Origin of the sequence: Klebsiella sp. RIT-PI-d (assembly GCF_001187865.1) — a bacterium.
Classification (GTDB): Bacteria; Pseudomonadota; Gammaproteobacteria; order Enterobacterales; family Enterobacteriaceae; genus Superficieibacter.
The window spans coordinates 1,488,193-1,508,976 of record NZ_LGIT01000009.1; the positions used below are offsets into that span (position 1 = coordinate 1,488,193).

23 protein-coding genes are annotated in these 20,784 nt (G+C 51.4%); 11 read left to right on the top strand and 12 right to left on the bottom strand.

Going from position 1 to position 20,784, the window contains the following annotated elements; genetic code table 11:
- Window positions 1-18: 18 nt before the first annotated feature.
- The 4 genes from htpX to AC791_RS13430 all read right to left on the bottom strand — a co-directional run bounded on the left by htpX (window position 19) and on the right by AC791_RS13430 (window position 4,430).
- Window positions 19-900 carry a protease HtpX gene (htpX, locus tag AC791_RS13415; RefSeq protein ID WP_049841636.1) on the bottom strand — a complete coding sequence of 294 codons (882 nt, stop codon included), beginning with the start codon at window positions 898-900 and terminating at the stop codon, window positions 19-21.
- Between the two features lie 191 nt (window positions 901-1,091).
- Window positions 1,092-3,128, bottom strand: a complete 2,037-nt coding sequence (gene prc / locus AC791_RS13420; RefSeq protein WP_049840919.1) for a carboxy terminal-processing peptidase — start codon at window positions 3,126-3,128, stop codon at window positions 1,092-1,094.
- 19 nt (window positions 3,129-3,147) lie between these two features.
- On the bottom strand, window positions 3,148-3,834 hold the full coding sequence (proQ, locus tag AC791_RS13425) for an RNA chaperone ProQ (RefSeq protein ID WP_049840920.1): 687 nt from the start codon (window positions 3,832-3,834) through the stop codon (window positions 3,148-3,150).
- A 98-nt stretch (window positions 3,835-3,932) separates the two neighbouring features.
- Window positions 3,933-4,430, bottom strand: a complete 498-nt coding sequence (locus tag AC791_RS13430; RefSeq protein WP_049840921.1) for a GAF domain-containing protein — start codon at window positions 4,428-4,430, stop codon at window positions 3,933-3,935.
- A 144-nt stretch (window positions 4,431-4,574) separates the two neighbouring features.
- Here AC791_RS13430 and yebS point away from each other — a divergent pair, with 144 nt between their 5' ends.
- From yebS to AC791_RS13460, 6 genes are all read left to right on the top strand, one after another.
- The gene (gene yebS, locus AC791_RS13435) at window positions 4,575-5,858 is read left to right on the top strand and encodes a membrane integrity lipid transport subunit YebS (protein WP_049840922.1); all 1,284 of its coding nucleotides are present in this window, start codon (window positions 4,575-4,577) and stop codon (window positions 5,856-5,858) included.
- Entirely contained in the window at window positions 5,827-8,460 is a 2,634-nt protein-coding gene (locus AC791_RS13440; protein ID WP_049840923.1) for a PqiB family protein, read from the top strand. Before yebS ends, AC791_RS13440 begins: the two co-directional genes overlap by 32 nt.
- A 76-nt stretch (window positions 8,461-8,536) precedes the next feature.
- On the top strand, window positions 8,537-9,976 hold the full coding sequence (rsmF, locus tag AC791_RS13445) for a 16S rRNA (cytosine(1407)-C(5))-methyltransferase RsmF (RefSeq protein ID WP_049841637.1): 1,440 nt from the start codon (window positions 8,537-8,539) through the stop codon (window positions 9,974-9,976).
- Between the two features lie 112 nt (window positions 9,977-10,088).
- Window positions 10,089-10,328: a YebV family protein gene (locus tag AC791_RS13450; protein ID WP_049840924.1), complete on the top strand. Its 240-nt coding sequence runs from the start codon at window positions 10,089-10,091 to the stop codon at window positions 10,326-10,328.
- A 105-nt stretch (window positions 10,329-10,433) separates the two neighbouring features.
- On the top strand, window positions 10,434-10,625 hold the full coding sequence (locus AC791_RS13455) for a YebW family protein (RefSeq protein ID WP_049840925.1): 192 nt from the start codon (window positions 10,434-10,436) through the stop codon (window positions 10,623-10,625).
- A 193-nt stretch (window positions 10,626-10,818) separates the two neighbouring features.
- On the top strand, window positions 10,819-11,004 hold the full coding sequence (locus AC791_RS13460) for a hypothetical protein (protein ID WP_049840926.1): 186 nt from the start codon (window positions 10,819-10,821) through the stop codon (window positions 11,002-11,004).
- 112 nt (window positions 11,005-11,116) lie between these two features.
- Here AC791_RS13460 and AC791_RS20965 read toward each other — a convergent pair whose 3' ends face one another.
- A complete protein-coding gene (locus AC791_RS20965) occupies window positions 11,117-11,545 on the bottom strand; it encodes a PACE efflux transporter (protein WP_049840927.1) in 429 nt (142 codons plus the stop codon).
- 101 nt (window positions 11,546-11,646) lie between these two features.
- On the opposite strand from AC791_RS20965, the gene AC791_RS13470 reads away from it, so the two are divergent.
- Together AC791_RS13470 and AC791_RS13475 are read left to right on the top strand one after the other, a co-directional pair.
- Window positions 11,647-12,192 (top strand): TetR/AcrR family transcriptional regulator, encoded by a 546-nt coding sequence (locus tag AC791_RS13470; RefSeq protein WP_049840928.1) that lies wholly within the window; start codon window positions 11,647-11,649, stop codon window positions 12,190-12,192.
- The gene (locus AC791_RS13475; RefSeq protein WP_049840929.1) at window positions 12,189-12,602 is read left to right on the top strand and encodes a hypothetical protein; all 414 of its coding nucleotides are present in this window, start codon (window positions 12,189-12,191) and stop codon (window positions 12,600-12,602) included. The genes AC791_RS13470 and AC791_RS13475 overlap by 4 nt, the downstream gene beginning before the upstream one ends.
- A gap of 536 nt (window positions 12,603-13,138) precedes the next feature.
- Here AC791_RS13475 and AC791_RS13480 read toward each other — a convergent pair.
- The 3 genes from AC791_RS13480 to yobA are packed head-to-tail and all read right to left on the bottom strand — an operon-like array spanning window position 13,139 to window position 14,742.
- The gene (locus AC791_RS13480; protein ID WP_049840930.1) at window positions 13,139-13,480 is read right to left on the bottom strand and encodes a YebY family protein; all 342 of its coding nucleotides are present in this window, start codon (window positions 13,478-13,480) and stop codon (window positions 13,139-13,141) included.
- A 16-nt stretch (window positions 13,481-13,496) separates the two neighbouring features.
- Window positions 13,497-14,366, bottom strand: coding sequence for a copper homeostasis membrane protein CopD (copD, locus tag AC791_RS13485; protein ID WP_049840931.1), 870 nt, complete (start codon window positions 14,364-14,366; stop codon window positions 13,497-13,499).
- A 1-nt stretch (window position 14,367) separates the two neighbouring features.
- Window positions 14,368-14,742: a CopC domain-containing protein YobA gene (gene yobA / locus AC791_RS13490; RefSeq protein WP_049840932.1), complete on the bottom strand. Its 375-nt coding sequence runs from the start codon at window positions 14,740-14,742 to the stop codon at window positions 14,368-14,370.
- A 136-nt stretch (window positions 14,743-14,878) separates the two neighbouring features.
- Between yobA and AC791_RS13495 the strand changes: the two genes are divergently transcribed.
- Both AC791_RS13495 and exoX read left to right on the top strand, forming a co-directional pair.
- Window positions 14,879-15,109: a DNA polymerase III subunit theta gene (locus AC791_RS13495; protein WP_049840933.1), complete on the top strand. Its 231-nt coding sequence runs from the start codon at window positions 14,879-14,881 to the stop codon at window positions 15,107-15,109.
- A gap of 33 nt (window positions 15,110-15,142) precedes the next feature.
- Window positions 15,143-15,805 carry an exodeoxyribonuclease X gene (exoX, locus tag AC791_RS13500; protein ID WP_049840934.1) on the top strand — a complete coding sequence of 221 codons (663 nt, stop codon included), beginning with the start codon at window positions 15,143-15,145 and terminating at the stop codon, window positions 15,803-15,805.
- Here exoX and ptrB read toward each other — a convergent pair.
- The 4 genes from ptrB to AC791_RS13520 all read right to left on the bottom strand — a co-directional run bounded on the left by ptrB (window position 15,787) and on the right by AC791_RS13520 (window position 19,431).
- Window positions 15,787-17,862: an oligopeptidase B gene (ptrB, locus tag AC791_RS13505; RefSeq protein WP_049840935.1), complete on the bottom strand. Its 2,076-nt coding sequence runs from the start codon at window positions 17,860-17,862 to the stop codon at window positions 15,787-15,789. The two genes, exoX and ptrB, sit on opposite strands and share 19 nt — an antisense overlap.
- A gap of 87 nt (window positions 17,863-17,949) precedes the next feature.
- Complete coding sequence (locus AC791_RS13510) at window positions 17,950-18,609, bottom strand: tellurite resistance TerB family protein (protein WP_049840936.1); 660 nt, start codon at window positions 18,607-18,609, stop codon at window positions 17,950-17,952.
- A 94-nt stretch (window positions 18,610-18,703) separates the two neighbouring features.
- The gene (yebF, locus tag AC791_RS13515) at window positions 18,704-19,063 is read right to left on the bottom strand and encodes a protein YebF (protein ID WP_049840937.1); all 360 of its coding nucleotides are present in this window, start codon (window positions 19,061-19,063) and stop codon (window positions 18,704-18,706) included.
- 80 nt (window positions 19,064-19,143) lie between these two features.
- Complete coding sequence (locus AC791_RS13520) at window positions 19,144-19,431, bottom strand: YebG family protein (RefSeq protein WP_049840938.1); 288 nt, start codon at window positions 19,429-19,431, stop codon at window positions 19,144-19,146.
- A 141-nt stretch (window positions 19,432-19,572) separates the two neighbouring features.
- On the opposite strand from AC791_RS13520, the gene purT reads away from it, so the two are divergent.
- Window positions 19,573-20,751, top strand: coding sequence for a formate-dependent phosphoribosylglycinamide formyltransferase (gene purT, locus AC791_RS13525; protein WP_049840939.1), 1,179 nt, complete (start codon window positions 19,573-19,575; stop codon window positions 20,749-20,751).
- Window positions 20,752-20,784: the final 33 nt, after the last annotated feature.

The window sequence follows — 20,784 nt, forward strand, 5'->3', positions numbered from 1 at the left end:
GGGCATTGAGGACAACAACTACTTGAGGTATTCGCCGCTGCGCAGCGCTTCAATACGCTTATCCAGCGGCGGGTGAGTCATAAAAAACTCACTCAGCGATTTCGACTTACCGTTAATACAGAATGCCATCATGCTGCTGGCCTCCTGCGGCTCATAGCTGGTTTTCAGACGCTGCAGGGCGGCAATCATTTTTTCACGCCCCACCAGACGTGCCGAGCCCGCATCTGCATGGAACTCACGGTGGCGCGAGAACCACATGGTGATCATGCTCGCCAGAATGCCGAACAGCAGTTCCAGCACCATCGCAACCGCAAAATAAATCAGCGGGTTGCCGTTGTTACTTTCACCTTCATCCCGGTTGCCACCGAGAAAACCCGCGGCTATCTGGGCCAGTACGCGCGAGATGAAAATCACAAACGTGTTCACCACCCCCTGAATCAGGGTCATGGTGACCATATCACCATTCGCGATGTGACTGATTTCATGGGCGATAACCGCCTCAGCTTCATCACGGCTCATGTTCTGTAACAGCCCGGTACTGACCGCCACCAGCGACACATCACGGCGCGCACCCGTGGCAAACGCGTTGATATCCGGCGCATGGTAAATGGCCACCTGCGGCATGGCGATACCCGCCTGATTAGCCTGCTGTGATACGGTTTGCATCAGCCAGCGCTCTGTTTCGTTGCGCGGCTGCTCAATCACTTCACCGCCGACAGATTTAAGGGCCATCCATTTCGACATTAATAGTGAAACAATCGAACCACCAAAACCAAACAGCAGCGCCATAATTAGCAGGCCAGTCATACTGCTCGACTGAATTCCCGTCAGGCTTAGCACCAGCCCAAACACCACCATAACAGCCAGGTTGGTCATCAGGAAAAGCGCGATTCGCATCATAATATTTTTTAACCTCAGCTTAACAAAACGCACTATGCGATACCCATATCGTATGGGTATTATCGCCATTTTCAAGCAATCTGGCGCGCTAAGTCACGAGAATAACGCAACTTTACATTTTAGCGGGGGTTTCTTACGTCGGGGGAGAATGTAAAAAAAGCACCGAACAGAAATTTGTCCGGTGCCTGTTACTATTTGCTTTTCGCCGGCTGCTCTTTTTGCAGATGGGATAAATCCACGGCGATATGCACCGTTTCATCAAGATACGGGTCAGGTTCCTGATAATCCTTCGGCAAATCGTCGAGTTTTTTCAGTAACGGCTTACCTTCCCGCGCAAATCGGTCGTTAATCCGCGCCAGACGCGTCGCATCATCTTCAGCATTTTCTTTCTCACGCTGGGCGTAATTAAGAGAAACGTTGTTTCGCTTATCCTTCAGCGCATTAAAGCGGGCGATGTCTTTAATGATGTACTGGAACTCGTGATCTTCAGCAATGCGTGCATTGTGATCTTTCAGCAGTTCAGGTCCAAAAGGCGTCAAATCACCTGACTTCACAAAGGTTGCCGCATTGATGCTATCCCACGGCAGCGCATTATCTTCAAATTTCTCGCCGGTTTCCGTCTCTTCCGTGCCGGTTGGCATGAGGATATCGGGGGTCACACCTTTGCGCTGAGTACTGCCGCCGTTGATGCGGTAGAATTTCTGGATGGTATACTGCACAGAACCTAGCGCAGGCCATTCCGGACGCAACATCTGATCGTAAATACGGTTCAGAGAACGATACTGTTGCACCGTACCTTTACCGAAGGTAGGTTCACCCACAATCAGCGCCCGGCCATAATCCTGCATTGCCGCCGCAAAGATTTCAGAAGCTGAAGCGCTGAAACGGTCGACCAGCACGACGAGTGGACCTTTGTAATAGACCACGCCGTCAGTGTCGCTATCTTCACGAACCTTACCGTTATTATCGCGTACCTGGACCACAGGGCCAGACGGAATAAACAGGCCGGAAAGCGATACAGCTTCAGTCAGCGCTCCGCCGCCGTTAGTCCGTAAATCAATAATGACGCTGCTGACGTTCTGTTTCTCGAGCTTCTGCAGTTGTACCTTGACGTCATCGGTCAGACCAACATAAAAGCCCGGAATATCCAGCACGCCGACTTTCTCTTTACCGACGTTTTTTACCGTCATCTTAACCGCGCGGTCTTCGAGACGAATTCGCTCACGGGTCAGAGTAACAATACGCGTTTTAGTGCCCTTACCTTCCGGCAATACTTCAAGGCGAACCTTGCTGCCTTTTGGGCCTTTGATCAGCGCTACAACATCGTCAAGACGCCAGCCAATGACATCGACCATGGTCTGTCCGACCTGGCCGACCCCAACAATACGGTCGCCCACCGAGATCGCTTTGCTTTTCGCCGCCGGTCCACCGGCGACCATTGAGTTGATCAGCGTATAATCATCATCCATTTGTAATACGGCACCAATCCCTTCGAGCGAGAGGCTCATTTCGGTATTGAACTGCTCGGTATTGCGCGGTGACAGATAGTTAGTGTGCGGATCGATTTCATGAGCGAATGCGGTCATCGCCAGAGAGAAAACGTCTTCACTGTTGGACTGCGCCAGCCGGCGGATCGCAAATTTGTAGCGACGGTTTAACGTCTCGCGGATCTCTTTGTCGGTTTTGCCGGTCAGTTTCAGGCTCAGTTCATCATACTTAACTTTACCGTCCCACAGCGCGTTTAACTCTGCTTCGTCTTTGGGCCACGGGGACTTGCTGCGATCGAGGTTAAACGTATCGTTGCCGGAAAAATCCATCGGACGTTCCAGCACTTTTAACGCATATTGATAACGCTCGAAACGACGCTGCTGCCCCAAATTATACAGATCATAAAAGACGTTAAGCTTGCCTGAACGCAGCTCGTCGCCAAGCACCGTTTTTTTATCTGCAAACTTTTCAACGTCGCTGGCCAGCAGGACGTTGTGACTGTAGTCAAGCAGGTTCAGATAACGATCGAAGATTTTGGCGGAAAAGGCCTTATCTAAATCGAACTGACGGTAATGCGAGCGCGTGAAACGCGATGTAACACGCTCGCTTACCGTAGAGTGCTGAACATCTTCCTTAAGAACCGGAATCTGATCGGCACGCGTGATCTCATCCGCTGAAAAAGCATGGCCTGCCGCTAAAAACATGCCTGCGATTGCAGTGAGTTTAAAAAATGTGTTCATGCCAGGCCTGGCCTCCGTTTCAGAACACCAGGTGTTCTGCGCGTACAATCATTGACATACCAGACGTCAGCTGTACTCGAACGCCATCTTTGGTGATTTCCAGGATGGTAGCATCCATAGCGCTATTACCCGCTTTCACCTTAAGGGACTGGCCCACGGTCAGCGCAGAGAGATCTGAAACCGGCGTGAATTTTTCTTCACGGGCAACAGGCTGCGCTTTTGGTGCCGGTTTAGCGGCGCGAGATTTACGTTCAGCATCTTCTTTACGGCGAACCGGAGGACGCGGCTTACGTTCGCGACGCGGGGCGTCGGTCGGCTGCTGGCCTTCACCTGCTGCTTCACGCTTCTTCGCCTGCTGCTCAGCACGCTGTGCCTGTACGCGCGCTTTCGCCTCTTCCAGCTGCTGGCGAGCGTGTAAAACGTGCTGCTCATCCAGTTCACCGCAGGCATTGCCGTCGAGATCGACACGGGTTGCACCCGCTTTAATGCCGTACAGGTAACGCCAGCTTGAGGTATACAAACGCAGTGCGGAGCGAAGCTGAGTCTTGCTGAGGTTCATTTCACCTTCAACACGGGCGACCAGATCCTGAAAAATGCCGATTTTAAGCGGACGCGCTTCACCTTCAGCACTAAAACACTGAGGAAAACGTTCGGCCAGAAATGCGATAACTTCTTTACTACTATTCAACTTAGGTTGATTTTCCATGAAATTTCCTGATTACAACGGACGTAGCCAACAAGCCCGCAGGCATGAACAGGCGTCATTATAATGACGCTATCGGTAAATGCTACGTTATCCGTTGATTATCCTGCTTTGAGGGCAAAGAATTTTTGATAATCACTGGCGGCAAGCAGTTTCTCAAGATGCTCAACCAGCTCACTTAGCCCCTGCTCGTCCTCGGTTGTGAAGCGCGAGAAGACGGTGCTGTCGATATCCAGAACGCCAATAATCTGATTTTCTACCGTCAACGGCAATACGATTTCTGCATTGCTGGCAGAGTCGCAGGCGATGTGACCGGCAAATGCATGGACATCATCAACGCGCTGAATACGATTTTCAGCCACCGCCGTGCCGCAAACACCGCGTCCTGACGGAATGCGCACGCAGGCAATTTTCCCCTGGAAGGGACCTAAAACCAGCGTTTCGCCCTCCAGTAAATAAAATCCTGCCCAGTTAACCGCTTCCAGACGTTCGAAAAGCAGCGCGCTGGTATTGGAAAGAATCGCCAGAAAACTGGTTTCGCCTGCCATTAATGCCTTTAAATCACGGTTCAGATCCGCGTAAAATTCTGTTTTGTTCATTATCCAACCATTTGTATTAAAATTCGCTTCGGCTCTTTGTCCGACTCTTTGCCCTATAAAATAAGCATTAAATGCGTTTAGGCTCAAGGTGAATCCGATTCATGAGTTAATATAGTGTTATATATTCATTTCTGTTCTCACTAAATGGCACTTAAAGCAAACACCTTTAGACCGTCGAAAAAAATTATCGTCCATTCGGTTAGCGATCCGTTGCCTCGCGCACAGTATCAACGTTGTCCGCAATGCGATACGCTTTTTATGTTGCCGGTCATGAAATCGAATCAAAGCGCATACTGCCCGCAATGCGAGGCAAAAATTCGTGACAGTCGCGACTGGTCGCTGACGCGTCTCGGCGCAATGGCCATTGCGATGCTGCTGCTGATGCCCTTCGCCTGGAATGAGCCTCTGCTGCGGATCTACCTGCTGGGCGTCCGTATTGATGCCAATGTGCTACAGGGGATCTGGCAAATGAAGGAGATGGGCGATCCGATCACAGCTACCATGGTTTTGTTTTGCACTATCGGCGCGCCGCTGGTGCTGGTCTGTGCGATCGCCTATCTGTGGCTGGGCAACATTCTCGGCATGAATCTGCGCCCGGTGCTGCTGATGCTGGATAAACTCAAAGAGTGGGTAATGCTCGACATCTATCTGGTAGGAATTGGTGTCGCGGCAATCAAAGTACAGGATTATGCTTACCTGCAACCCGGTATTGGGCTTTTGGCCTTTGTCGCGCTGATGCTCTTAAGCGTATTGACACTTATTCATCTTAACGTCGAGCAGCTGTGGGAACGGTTTTATCCGACGCGCCCGGCATTGCGCATTCATCCCGATCTGCGAGTTTGCCTGGGATGTCATTTTACCGGTTTGCCAGACAAAAACGGGCGTTGTCCGCGCTGTCATATTCCCCTGCGTCTGCGCCGCCGTCATAGTCTGCAAAAATGCTGGGCGGCGTTAACCGCCTCGCTAATCTTTTTGGTGCCTGCTAACCTGCTTCCTATCTCCGTTATTTATCTCAACGGCGGGCGCCAGGAGGATACGATTTTCTCCGGGATAATGTCGCTTGCCAGCAGTAATGTCGCGGTAGCGGCAGTGGTGTTTGTTGCCAGTATCCTGGTCCCCTTTACCAAAGTGATTGTACTGTTTACGCTACTTATTAGTATTCACTTTAAATGGGCCCATGGGCTGCGCCTGCGCATTAATCTGCTGCGCATGGTGATTTGGATCGGCCGATGGTCAATGCTGGATTTATTTGTTATTTCGCTGACAATGTCGCTTATCAATCGCGACCAGTTGCTCGCGTTTACCATGGGGCCAGCTGCGTTTTATTTTGGCGCAGCGGTAATTTTGACAATTCTTGCTGTTGAATGGCTGGATAGCCGCTTACTTTGGGATGCACATGAGTCAGGAAACGCCCGCTTCGACGACTGAAGCGCGAATTAAAACAAAAAGGCGCATTTCGCCATTCTGGCTGCTGCCTGTCATCGCTCTGCTTATTGCTGGCTGGTTAATCTGGAGCAGTTATGAAGAGCGTGGAACGACGATCACTATCGATTTTATGTCTGCTGACGGCATCGTCGCCGGACGTACGCCTGTACGTTATCAGGGGGTGGAAATCGGTACGGTTCAGGAGATCCGTCTCAGTGAGGATCTGAAAAAGATTGAAGTCACAGCCAGCATTAAAAGCGATATGAAAGATGCGCTTCGTCGGGAAACCCAGTTCTGGCTTATCACCCCGAAAGCCTCGCTGGCGGGAGTTTCAGGTCTGGATGCGCTGGTTGGCGGCAACTATATCGGCATGATGCCCGGCAAAGGTGAACCGGAAGATCACTTTACCGCGCTGGATACGCAGCCTAAATACCGTCTTAATACCGGCGAGCTAATGATCCACCTTCACGCGCCAGATCTTGGTTCGCTAAACAGTGGTTCTCTGGTCTATTTTCGTAAAATTCCGGTTGGTCGGGTCTATGACTATACAATCAATCCGAATAAAGAAGGGGTAACCGTTGATGTTCTGATTGAACGTCGCTTTACCAATCTTGTGAAAAAAGGCAGTCGCTTCTGGAACGTTTCAGGCATAAAGGCCGATATCGATCTTAGCGGAGCCAATATTCAGCTTGAGAGCCTGGCAGCCCTGGTAAATGGCGCGATTGCATTTGACTCACCCGATGAATCAAAGCCTGCAAGCCAGGATGACGAATACGGTCTTTATGAAGATCTGGCCCACAGCCAGCGCGGCGTGATAGTTAAACTTGACTTACCCGGCGGCAACGGGCTTAAAGCCGGATCGACCCGCTTGATGTATCAGGGGCTGGAAGTCGGCGAGCTGAGTAAAATTAAACTTAATCCCGGTGGCGCAGTCACTGGCGAGATGACCGTTGATCCGAGCGTGGTGAATCTGCTGCGCGAGAAGACACGTATTGAACTGCGCAACCCAAAATTATCGCTGGATAATGCCAGTATCAGTTCATTGCTGACCGGTAGCACGTTCGAGCTAGTCCCCGGCGAAGGTGAACCGCGCGATCACTTTGTGGTGCTGCCGGCCAATAAAACGCTGTTGCAGGAGCCCAATGTTCTCACGCTTACCCTGACTGCACCGGAGAGTTATGGCATCGATACTGGCCAGCCGCTTATCCTGCACGGCGTGCAGATTGGGCAGGTCCTTGAACGTAAGCTGTCGAACAAAGGCGTCTCGTTTGCCATCGCGGTCGATCCGCAGTATCGCGACCTGGTTCATGGTGACAGCAAATTCGTGGTCAATAGTCGGGTTGACGTAAAAGTAGGCCTTGATGGCGTGGAGTTTTTAGGCGCCAGCGCCAGCGAATGGCTTAGCGGCGGCGTACGCATTCTGCCGGGTAAAACCGGCGAAATGAAGTCCAGTTATCCGCTGTACGCGAATCTGGAAAAAGCGCTGGAGAATAGCCTCAGCGATTTGCCGACCACGACGCTGACGCTGACGGCCAGCGCCCTGCCTGACGTTCAGCCGGGGTCCGTAGTTCTGTATCGTAAGTTTGAAGTCGGCGAAGTTATTACCGTGCGTCCGCGTGCCAATGCCTTTGATATTGAGTTGCACATCAAGCCGGAATATCAAAACCTGCTGACCAAAGACACGGTATTCTGGGCGGAGGGCGGCGCGAAGGTACAGCTCAACGGCAGCGGTCTGACGGTACAGGCCTCTCCTCTTTCCCGGGCGATCAAAGGTGCGATTAGCTTCGATAATCTGAACGGTGCTGGCGGCGGCTTACGTAAAGGCGATAAACGCATTCTTTATGCGTCCGAGACGGAAGCGCGCGCGGTAGGTGGTCAGATCACGTTACATGCTTTCGATGCCGGTAAACTGGCCGCCGGCATGCCGATTCGCTATTTAGGGATTGATATCGGCCAGGTGCAGACGCTAAATCTCATCACCTCACGCAATGAGGTGCAGGCCAAAGCGGTCCTTTATCCGGAATATATGCAAACCTTCGCCCGATCCGGTACGCGCTTCTCGGTGGTGACGCCGCAAATTTCTGCCGCTGGTGTGGAACATCTGGATACGTTGTTACAGCCGTACATTAACGTTGAACCGGGTCAGGGTAATGTCCGCCGTGAATTTGAGCTTCAGGAAGCAACGATTACCGATTCACGCTATCTGGATGGTCTGAGTCTGGTGGTTGAAGCGCCGGAAGCCGGATCGTTAAATATCGGCACCCCGGTTCTGTTCCGCGGCATTGAAGTCGGGACAGTGACGGGCCTGACGCTTGGCTCACTTTCCGATCGCATTATGATTAACATGCGCATCAGTAAACGGTATCAGCATCTGGTGCGTAATAACTCGGTGTTCTGGCTGGCTTCAGGGTACTCCCTGGACTTTGGCATCACCGGCGGGATGGTGAAAACCGGGACGTTCAACCAGTTCATTCGCGGTGGCATTGCCTTTGCAACACCACCGGGTACGCCGCTGTCGCCGAAAGCGCAGGAAGGGAAACACTTCCTGTTGCAGGAAAGCGAGCCGAAAGAGTGGCGTCAGTGGGGAACGGCCCTGCCACGTTAACCTCTCCTGCTCCGGCGTACCTGCGCCGGAGCAGATGTGGTACACTGCGCACCCGTTTTTTTCAGTGGTGTGCGCCGTGGCTACCAGCTCTGCTTTTCTTCCTGATGAATTTCTGACCCAAATGCGGGCGATCATGCCTGCCCATCTCTTATTCGACGATTTTGTGGCTGCCTGTCAGCGTCCTCTGCGTCGCAGCATCAGAGTTAATACGCTTAAAATAACCGTTGCCGATTTCTTAACGCTGGTTGCGCCTTACGGCTGGCAACTGACACCGATCCCGTGGTGCACAGAAGGCTTCTGGATCGCGCGAGAAGATGACGAAGCATTACCTCTGGGTAGCACGGCGGAGCATCTCAGCGGCCTGTTCTACATTCAGGAAGCCAGTTCAATGCTGCCGGTCACGGCCCTTTTTGCCGATGATACACGACCTCTGAGGGTGATGGATGTCGCCGCCGCGCCGGGTTCAAAAACTACTCAGATCGCGGCCAAAATGGACAATCAGGGCGTGATCCTGGCCAACGAATTTTCCGCCAGTCGGGTGAAAGTACTTCATGCCAATATTAGCCGCTGTGGCGTCAGCAATGTCGCGTTAACCCATTTTGACGGGCGTGTATTTGGCGCGGCACTGCCGGAAATCTTCGATGCTATTCTGCTGGATGCGCCCTGCTCCGGTGAAGGTGTAGTACGTAAAGATCCTGATGCCCTAAAAAACTGGTCACCCGAAAGTAACCTTGATATTGCCGCTACCCAACGTGAGCTTATCGAAAGCGCGTTTCACGCCCTGCGGCCGGGAGGAACCCTGGTATACTCCACCTGCACCCTGAATCATGACGAAAATGAAAACGTGGTGCACTGGCTGCTTTCCCGCTTTCCCCACGCCGTGGAGATAGTACCGCTGGATAGCCTGTTTACCGGGGCCAGTCAGGCAGCGACCGCAGACGGCTTTTTACGCGTTTTTCCGCAACTATTTGACTGCGAAGGCTTCTTTGTTGCTCGCCTGCGTAAAACAGCCGCCGTAGAAGCGCTGCCCGCACCGGGTTATAAAATGGGTAAGTTTCCGTTTATGCCGATGAAAACGCGCGAGACGGCTGAGATTGTTCATGCTGCAAGCCTGGCCGGCGTGAGCTGGGATTGCCACCATAAGCTATGGCAGCGCGATAAAGAGATCTGGCTGTTTCCCGTCGAAGTAGAACCTATGTTAACTCAGGTACGTTTTTCACGACCGGGCATCAAACTGGCAGAGCGTCACAACAAAGGTTTTCGCTGGCAGCACGAAGCAATTATCGCTCTGGCGCACAGTGATAAGCTGCGTTTTGAGCTAACCCAGACCGAAGCCGAAGAGTGGTATCGCGGCCGGGATATTTATCCGCAGCATCCTCCGGTAGTAGACGACGTTCTGGTCACCTACCAGGGTTATCCACTGGGACTGGCGAAAAAGGTCGGCTCACGTCTTAAAAACAGCTATCCACGTGAACTGGTGCGTGACGGGCGCTTATTTGCCAGCAAGAACGAATGACATACCGGAATTCAGCATCTTCTGAGTGGCGGATTTAATGCCGTTGACTACGCTATAAGATGGACGACAAAACTGGTCGTACCACACTTTTAGCCGATCAACGGAGAGCGATATGACGAAGACGAATGTACGTATTGGTGCCTTCGAGATTGAAGATGCTGAACTGAAAGGTGATACCCAGGGCGAGCGAACGCTTGTGATCCCGTGCAGCTCCGATCCAGATTTATGTATGCAACTTGATGCCTGGGACCCTGATACCAGCGTGCCGGCGATACTTGACGGTGAACATTCTGTGCTCTATCGCGAGCATTATGACCAGAACTCTAATTCATGGGTAATGCGCCTTGCCTGACCCATAATGAACCCGTCGCCGAGGCGGGTTATTTATTCCTGGAATTTCCCCGCTACCGTTTCATCCCCTACACTTAGTTTATATTTCTGCAGGCCTGAGGACAGGATGTACGCACTGGTATTATTTATTTGTTATCTTGATGGGGGTTGTGACGACATCATAGTGGATGTCTATAATACCGAGCAGCAATGTGTGGTCGCCATGCACGATCAGCGTATGCGCCACGGCGGTTGTTACCCTGTCGAAGATTTTATTGACGGTTTCTGGCGTCCCGCCCAGGAATACAGCGATTTTTAGTCTGCTTTCCTCCTTTCTATCTCACTCTCACACATTCGCCCGTCGGGCGAGTTGAGATGACAACGTTATCGCCCGGGCTAACAGTTAAGCAGGACTAAAATAACCTGACAATTCTGGTAGCTTCAGTTAGGCTACATTGTCTGTAACAATTTCACCTGTCCTCTTGTTGCCGGTATCTGATAAGAAGCTGAAAATGGAAAAAATTTATCTTGGTAATAATGTCTATGATATTGGCCTGTCAGACGGCAGCTTTTTTGCACAACCCTCAGAGGGTAACCGTATCTCAGGTTCTACCCTTGAGGAATTAGCAGAAAGTTTAGCCAGCCTACACCATTTTTCTTGTGAAGAGATCCTTGATGCAATCATGGATACGTTCTAAGTTCGGTTGTTAGCGCAGCGGGAATGACACTTTGTCGGCAGGTTTATTTGCCGTACTGACTGCACGTCCATCATCATGGCGCACCGCGACCCTTCTTCTGGTAGAAAACAGGTCAGGAGCCTGTAACCACTTTTGGAAAAATTTTATCGAACATCCAGGTAAATACGAACGTATATATTAGGAAAAATAAAATTATCCCTATTTCCATTATAAATGCCTGGATAAATGTGACATGGTACCACCACATAAACAGTGGAACTGCGATCAAAATGAAACCACTTTCAAATATCAAAGAGTGCATTACCCTAATAAAAAAGCTTCTGTTGATGATATTATTTTTATTTTCCCACATTTCAAATAGTGTATTATAGATATAATTCCAGACTATAGCGATAAGAGACAGCGCGGCAGCGATGAAAAAGGATGATGCTACCTCGCCATTACTTATACCAGCCAGTATCATAGAGGAAAAAATAATTGCGAAGAGTTCAAATAACAGGACATAAACCACTCTTCGTGACACTGGTTGAAGATGAACCATACAAGCTCCTGAACATAAAAGACAATCAATAGATTAAACGGATGAAATAAGGTAAGTTTAGATTAACATACGATCGTATTTAAATCAATAAAGGAGAGAGTATGGCCCGTCCAAGGACACTAGATCGTGAAGCTTTGCTTAATGCCGCCGAAGCGGTGATAAGCATTGAAGGTACCCAGGCACTGTCATTTGGTGCCATTGCCATAAAAGCGGGTGTTTCCAAAGCCAGCGTGCAGTCCGTCTTTGGTACCAGAGAAAAGATTCTGGATGCCCTGCTTGAAAAATGGATGGAAAGAGAGCAAGCCAGATATGCACATCATTTGGGTGCTATGACGGATGCGAAAAGTCAGCTCCAGGCTCACATTGGTTCTACAAAGGAGGAGTCGAATGAAGCAGGCAGCCGTGTTTTGACGTTGCTGGCCGCTCAGGTTGGCTCAGGAACTCAAAGTGAGTTTATGAAAGCCTGGTACCAAAAACGGATGGGTAATTTCGAAGTAGAAACGCCCGAAGAGCGCAAACACAGGATCCTGTATCTCGCCGCTGAAGGTGCGATCTTTATCAGAAACATGGTAGGCCATCCTATAAGCGATGCCGTCTGGAATGATATATTTCACGATCTCGAAATGATGCTTGAGGCCGGGAAATGATAAATGCAATTATCTCCGGCGGGACGATGACAAAAAAAAGCGCCAGAATCTCGCTGATCATACTTATGATGGTATCAACGATCGGCTGTAAAAGTCCGGATACGGCTAAAGGACTGGAATATAGAGCGGGTAATCGCGTTTTTTCTCTTAAAAAAGAGTGTCTGGTACAGGCATCTTCAAGAAACCCTGTATCTCCTGTTGTATTTTTTAAAGTGAAGCGTAGCGATACGTGTTCAGAAAAATTCAACGATCTCTTCCTGGATAATCTTAATAATAAGCTTACCGTTTTATTTAATGGTGACGTCATCCTGGAATCCAGGATCGTTTCTCCGATTAAGACCGAAGGGGGTTTTTACCAGTCTGCGCCAACCCAAAACGAGGCGCTGAAAATAGCGCAATTTTATAAATAAATGAGGGCGCATCACTACCCGCTCCGTCAGTCCTTACCACGCTATAGCAGCCGAGCCCTTATCCACTTTACTAACCTGAAAACAAGAGTTAACCCGCAAAGGCACATCTCCGTTCATTGCACCGCGGTGGTGAGGGCATAAAATTTTATCAATGACACAAAAATAGCTGGACGCCCGTGGGGATGATTATGTTATGGTTTAAGCTGAATGCAGAGAATGAGTGAATTTTTGGTGGTTCTCAGCGTGAAGCCGTGAAAAACACTTAGCATTCAACAAGATAAAAAGAGACCGAATACGATTCCTGTATTCGGTCCAGGGAAATGGCTCCAGAGAAAGAGCCGTGCGCTAAAAGTTGGCATTAATGCAGGCTTAGTCGCCGTGCTTAATAATAATAGTTGACCATACCAGGTTTTCCAGTCTGATGTAAAAGTGACCAGAAATATCGCCTGAGTGTCGCGTCAAAAAAAGAAAAAAACCGCAGCTTTTCATCACGATAAGCCCGCGGTTTTTTTATTGGAAATAATCCTGTTCTTTCATCACTGACAGAGTTTTTGCGCCCGCTCAATAAACGGTGCCAGGCTCATTTTTTGCCCCGGATGCTGCGGATCGTCAATCTGGATCACGCTCAAGGGTTGCCCGCTCATCTTACCGTCTTTAATTTGCTGTTGAGCAATGTCATTCAGCGGATACTGTACCAGCGTTGAAGGATTAATGACCATTAGCGCATTGCCAGGTCTGCACGTTAACATCACTTCTTCCCGGTTAAACGCCCATTTGTCTTTGCCTATGTCAAAACGACTGACGGTAATTAAACCCGGGGCCGCCAGTGCGGAGGCTGAAGTCGTCAGTAAAACAGCTAACATCACAATTTTTTTCATGGTTTTCGCCAGTTGTTCAGAAAGGCTCCCAGGTGGCAAACAGGCTAACAACTGCCAGTACCAGCGCCCCAAGGACCATTTCAGTTTGAGTCATACGAATAAAAAAGCTCTGCGCACGCGCGTTATCGCGGTTCATTCGGGGGACCAGGATATAACGGTTCACCAGCGCAATGGCAACCATCAGCCCAACCAGTACGCATTTAAGCAGCAGTGCTCGCCCATAAGCAGAGGAGCTAAATAGCGCCCCCTGAATAAGCCATGCATTGTTGATGCCGGTAATAAGTATCCCTGCGACGGCGAGGTGCCCGTAACGCGAAAAGCGCATCATGGCATAAATGGCTGACTGTCGTCTGCGCCCATTCGCCAGCTTCAGACAGGCGATAAAGACAGGCAACCCGCCGATCCAAACCGAGCCACAGAGTAAATGCACAACCTGATTAGCCCGATGCGCTATACCCGTAAAGCCCGCATGCATTGCTGCGTGGCCCACGCTCGCCTGAAGGATTAACTGTGCGCCGAGAAGCATCAGTAATACCGCGAGATGGCGCCGTGGCAATATGACAGCTATCGCCAGCGTTATCATACCGATCACAATCTGCCATTGCCAGATAGCGCCAAATTGGGTGCCGGCTACCGCCCGCCAGATACCGGGTTTCCAGACATCTGACCAGCCGCCGGCCATAATACCGCCCTGCACCATCAAGAGCAGGAGCGCAGTCAACGCATTCAGCGTCAGCAGGAGGCGGAGAAATAAGCTAAAACGGCGGGCGAGACGTTCACGCAGCGCATCGGGAGCCAGCCAGGCACAAAAAAACACGCAGCCAAAACCCAGCATTAGCGCGGCAAAATGAACGAAACGCAGTCCTGTCCACACTTCCTCCAGCATGTTATTTCACGCTAAAGTGATATTGTCCCTGCGTCTTATGCCCGTCGACCGAAACAACATGCCAGTCTACGGTATACTGCCCTGGTGTGAGAGGCTGATTCAGCGGCACAATCAGCTGAGTTGGATCTTTTTCATTACGTTTCGCGTTGCCGGTATCAATGATTGCCTGGGCGGGGCCGGTTACTGTCAGACCGCTAAAGTTCGCCTCAATACCTTCAGAGAAATTCAGCGTTAACGCCTGAGGCGCTGCCGCAACTTCCGCATCCGCTGCCGGATACTGATGTTTAAGATGCGCATGAGCAAAAACAGCAGGCGTCGTTAATAATGCACTGACCAGAAGGACTATGCTGCGTACAGAAGAGGCCGTAAACGTCATGATGTCATTCCTTTTTGTTATGTAATTGCACCAAAGAATAACTCTGTATAATGCCTTAGTCGAGAATAGTCACTGGCAGACGTGTTATTCTGCGCCAACCCCGGAAACTTTTGCATGTTTGAGACAGGAGAGAGCGATGCAAACCAATCTAGCCCAGCTTCCCCAGCAGGAGATGGACAAAATTAATGTTGATCTGGCCGCCGCGTCCGTCGCGTTTAAAGAGCGTTACAATATGCCCATCGTGGCCGAGATGGTGGAGCGGGAGCAGCCTGAACATCTGCGCGACTGGTTTCGCCAGCGGCTGATCGCTCATCGTCTCGCCTCAGTTAATTTGTCACGCCTGCCCTGGGAACCCAGAAGCAAGTAAGCGTGATGTATTACGTCAATTCAGGAGTCAACCATGCTGCGCGTCATTGATACCGAAACCTGCGATTTACAGGGCGGTGTAGTCGAAATTGCCTCGGTGGACGTGGTGGACGGGAAGATCACCAATCCCATGAGCCATCTGGTTCGTCCGGACCGTCCGATTAGCCCGCAGGCCATGGCTATACACCGGATCACCGAGTCTATGGTTGCAGACCAGCCGTGGATTGAAGAGGTGCTACCGTTCTACCAGGGCAGCCCATGGTATGTCGCGCACAACGCCAGTTTTGATCGCCGGGTTTTACCTGAGATGAATGGCGAGTGGATCTGTACCATGAAAATGGCGCGTCGTCTGTGGCCGGGAATAAAGTACAGCAATATGGGTCTGTATAAATCGCGCAATCTGAGCGTCGAAACGCCACCAGGATTACATCATCACCGCGCCTTATATGACTGCTATATCACGGCTGCGCTGCTTATCGACATTATTAAGACTTCGGGCTGGACGCCGGAAGAGATGGTCGACGTCACCGGACGCCCCGGCCTTGTCTCCACCTTTAGCTTTGGCAAATATCGCGGAAAGCCAGTGGCTGAAGTTGCTGAGCGCGATCCGGGCTATCTGCGCTGGCTGTTTAACAACCTCGACAGAATGAGCCCGGAAATGCGCCTGACCCTTAAGCACTATCTGGATAAAGCCTGATCTGCGTTTTTTCCTGATAACCAGCCTTGCGCAAGCGCGATAAGAAAGGTGTACTCCATAGCGACACCTTCATAGCTCTTGAAGCGCCCGGACTTACCGCCGTGCCCGGAGTCCATATCGGTACAAAGCAGCAACACATTCTCATCGGTTTTCAGCTCACGCAGCCGGGCCACCCACTTTGCCGGTTCCCAGTACTGAACCTGAGAGTCGTGGAGCCCGGTGGTGACCAGCAGATGCGGATACGCTTTCGCCCCGACATTATCGTACGGACTGTAACTTTTCATATAGTTATAGTAGGTTTCATCTTTCGGATTCCCCCACTCTTCAAACTCACCGGTGGTCAGCGGGATAGATTCATCCAGCATGGTTGTGACGACATCCACAAACGGCACCTGAGCAATGATCCCGTGGAAAAGATCGGGACGCTGGTTGATGGCTGCGCCCATGAGCATCCCGCCTGCACTGCCGCCCATACCGAAGCATAATCCTGGGTCGCCATAGCCTTGCCTTAACAGTCCCTCACACACATCAAGATAATCGTTAAAGGTGTTTTTCTTCTGCAGAAACTTGCCCTCCTCGTACCAGTGCTGACCCAGTTCTCCTCCGCCCCGCACGTGGGCAATAGCAAAAACAAACCCACGATCGAGCAGGCTCAGGCGGCTACTGCTGAAATCCGCATCCATACTGCTGCCATAAGAGCCATAGCCATACACCAGCAGCGGGTTTTTACCTTTTTGAAAATGCTGGCGGTGATAAACCAGCGAAACCGGAACTTCAGTTCCATCGCGAACGACAATCCAGATATGTTCGCTGCGATAAAGATTACCGTCGAAGCCGGCGACGTCGGACTGTTTCAGCACCTGGCGTTCGCCGGTGTCCATATCCAGTTCGAACAGGGTATCCGGGGTGGTCATTGACGAGTAGCCATAACGCAGGCGCGACGTCTCCGGCTCCGGATTATAGGCAAGCCATGTCACATAGGCCGGATCGTCAAAGGCAATGCCCGTCACTTCGCGTGTCTTACGATTGATTTGCCGCAGACTGGTCAGCCCTCGCTGGCGCTCCTCGACCACCAGCCAGTCGGTGAACAGCGTAAAGCCTTCCAGCATAATGTCCTCCCGCGCCGGAATAAGCACTTCCCACTGTTGCTCATCGCGTACGCGACTGCGGTAAAGACCGAAGTTTTTGCCATCACGATTAGAGCGGATGTAGAACTTATGCTGATAGTGATCAAGGCTATATTCATGATCTTTACGACGGGCTAAAAATGGCATTGGCTGGGCGTCTGCCAGGGAAGCATCCAACAGCAACATTTCGCTGGTCGTCGCACTGGAAAGCGCGATCAGGACAAAATGCTGTGAGGTGGTTTTATGCAATCCTACGTAAAAGGTTTCATCATGCTCTTCGTAGATCAGCTCATCTGATGCCGACGAGGTGCCCACCATGTGCCGCCAGACCTGATAAGGCAGTAGCGTCACCGGATGCTTACGTACGTAGTAAAGCGTTTGAGAGTCGTTGCCCCAGACAAAATCAGGAGAGATGTTATCCAGCAGCTCCGGATACCAGTTACCCGTTTGCAGATTGCGCAGCCGCAGGCCATATTGACGCCGTGATAGATAATCTTCCGCCAGCGCCATAATCGTGTTATCGGGAGACACCGCCATTCCGCCAAGCGTATAAAACTCGCTGTGTGCGGCACGTTTGTTGGCGTCGAGCAGAAGTTCCCAGTCATCCCATTCCGCCAGCAGCACCGACTGACGCTGATAAATGGCATATTCACAGCCGGGTTCATAAATATGCCGATAGCGGTAACCGTTTTTTGTCCACGGGGCAGAAACTTCCCGCTGCGGGATGCGCGCCACAATTTCCTCCAGGATACGATCCTGTAAGACCTGCTGCGTCGCCATAATCCGATGACCGTAACGGTTTTCATCCTGAAGATAACCAAGCACGTCAGGATCGGAACGGTCGTCATCGCGCAGCCAATAGTAATTATCGGTGCGCGTGTCGCCGTGTAGGGTCATGGTATGTGGAATACGTTTGGCTTTCGGTGGCATAGATCGGTTCTTTTGCTTTTTCACATCCTATAAGGTTGGCAAAAGACGCCAGCGATGCAAGCGAAACGCAGGGACTTTCCGCACGAATTACTCAGGAAGCGCCTGTTTTTGCTGTTTAAGATCCTGCTCGACACCCTCGCGGACCTCCTGCGGAATGTTGAGCGCATCGCCGAGGGCCGTAAGATAGCTGCGCTCCATAAAGTGATCGACATCGATAGCGGCACAGCTGAGAAAGTAGAGTTCCAGCGCTTCTTCTTCATTGGCCACATCACGTGCCAGCCGCTGCGGATCGAGAGGTTGTTCAATGGCCTGAGCGACCAGCGCTCTGCCCTGCTCCTCGACACCCGATTCACGCAGCTGCGCCTCAATGGCCGCCCGCTCGCTGTCGTCAATATGACCGTCACTTTTGGCCGCAAAAACCAGCGCCAGAATCAGTCGCTCGGTTCGTTTATCAAGCGGCGTTGTCTGCGTACCGTAATGGGGTTCGTCCCGATGCGCCTCGCGAATTTTATCTTTGTATTTATTCCATAATACCGTGCCAGCAACGGCACCGCCGCCCATTAACAACGCGCCGGTTCCGTATTTGCTTAGCAACTTGCGTGAGGATTTATTTGCCACCAGTAAACCGGCCAGGCCACCAAGCGCACCGGGGCCGAGCAGCTTGCTAAGCCCCTGTTCGCCAGATGCAGAAGAAGAAACGCCTTTTTGCGCCAGAAGTGATTGAAGCTGATTGAGCCAGTTTGCCATACATACCCCCTCCGTTTAGCTGCGATATATTCAGCGTAAGCGAAGGGACGTAAGAAAGTGTCAAGGCGACAAAAGGTGCGAAAATTACTGTCGGTTATCGGCTCTGATAGCTGGCAGTGCCTCCTGCACAGTCGACCTGCACCAGATAATGCAGATCCGCGCTTTTACCCCGTACCGTAAGAGGCACCTTCCACTGGCCTTCGGCGCCCGTTACTTCTTTACTGTCGACCCATACAACGGGATCTGCCTGGCCGATTTTCTGACGATCGTCAGCCCAGCGCACGATACGATTTTGCTGGTAGTCGCGTTTAACACTGGCTGCAATTCCGCTGGCGTCCAGCTTTTCGCAGTTCGGAAATTTAACCGTCTTAGGATGCGGATCGTGACTTACCGCCTGTACTGATGCGCTACCCGCTAATAGCAGAAGGCATAAAAGCGCTCCACGTTTATGCATTATTTTCTCCTTAAGACCCCATCATTACGCAGGGATTGAAGAAAAAGCATGGTACAAAACGGCAGGAGCGCAAGTGGCTGTCAGGCAGCTTTTGTCCGTTTAGCCGACGCTTCATCTGCCACGGCTTTTGGCGCGGGAAGCTTCCCGGCTTTAAGCAGGGTACCCAGCACATCTTTTTGTTCGGCAAGCCACATAGCCATGACTTCACGCTGCTCGTCTTCCAGCGTTACCGGCGACTGGCTTAACCAATTACCCAACACTTCCGCCAGATCGAGCATTTTGTCATACGCATCGGCGTCCTTCTTGCTGGCAAAAGACATTTTTTCCTCACCTTCACGGATCACAACGTATTTAACTTCAACCGCCATTTTGCAGCCCCATATCACTGTAATTTTATACAGTATATCACCCGTTTTTTAAAGAATCAATCCGTGAAATAAAGACCAACGAAGACAGACGCAAACGTTTTCGTTTATACTGCCGACAGGTCAGTTTAAGGAAACAGAGTGATGATTTTATTAGGTACTGCGCTGCGCCCGGCAGCAACCCGCATCATGCTATTAGGGTCTGGTGAATTAGGTAAAGAGGTCGCCATTGAGTGCCAGCGTCTGGGGCTTGAGGTCATTGCCGTCGATCGCTATGCCAATGCACCCGCCATGCATGTGGCGCACCGCGCACACGTCATTAATATGCTTGATGGTCAGGCACTGAAGGAGCTGGTAGACGCAGAAAAACCGGATTATATCGTGCCGGAGATAGAAGCTATCGCCACCGACATGCTGATTGCGCTGGAGCAGGCCGGACAAAAAGTCGTTCCCTGCGCCCGTGCCGCGCAACTGACAATGAACCGCGAGGGTATTCGTCGACTGGCGGCAGAAACCCTTTCGCTTCCGACGTCGACCTACCGCTTTGCCGATAGCCAGGCCGATTTTCAGCAGGCGGTAGGCGAAATTGGACTGCCCTGCATCGTTAAGCCGGTTATGAGTTCGTCCGGTAAAGGGCAGAGTTTTATCCGCAGTGCAGAACAACTTAGTAAAGCCTGGGACTATGCCCAACAGGGCGGGCGAGCAGGCGCCGGACGCGTCATTGTCGAAGGCGTCGTGGCGTTTGATTTTGAAATTACCCTGCTGACCGTGAGCGCTGTCGATGGCGTTCATTTCTGTGCGCCGGTGGGCCATCGACAGGAAGATGGCGATTATCGTGAATCATGGCAGCCTCAGCACATGAGCGCTCTGGCGCTGGAACGTGCTCAGGCAATAGCCCGCGAAATAGTACTGGCGTTAGGCGGCTTCGGTTTGTTTGGCGTGGAGTTGTTCGTGTGTGGCGATGAGGTCATTTTCAGCGAAGTGTCGCCGCGCCCGCATGACACCGGAATGGTAACGCTCATTTCTCAGGATCTATCAGAGTTTGCTCTACATGTCCGCGCATTTTTAGGCCTGCCGGTAGGGGGAATTCGACAGTATGGCCCGGCCGCATCGGCAGTGATTTTGCCGCAGCTTACCAGTCAGAATATTACCTACAGTCATGTCGAGACAGCGTGCGGCGCAGGTTTGCAGCTGCGTTTATTTGCGAAACCAGAAATTGACGGATCACGTCGTCTGGGCGTGACGCTTGCCACTGGCGACAGCGTTGACGAGGCTGTTGCTCGTGCAAAATCGGCGGCTGCACAGGTCAAGGTACAGGGATAAAAAAACGGGCCTGTCGGCCCGTGTTTACCGTGC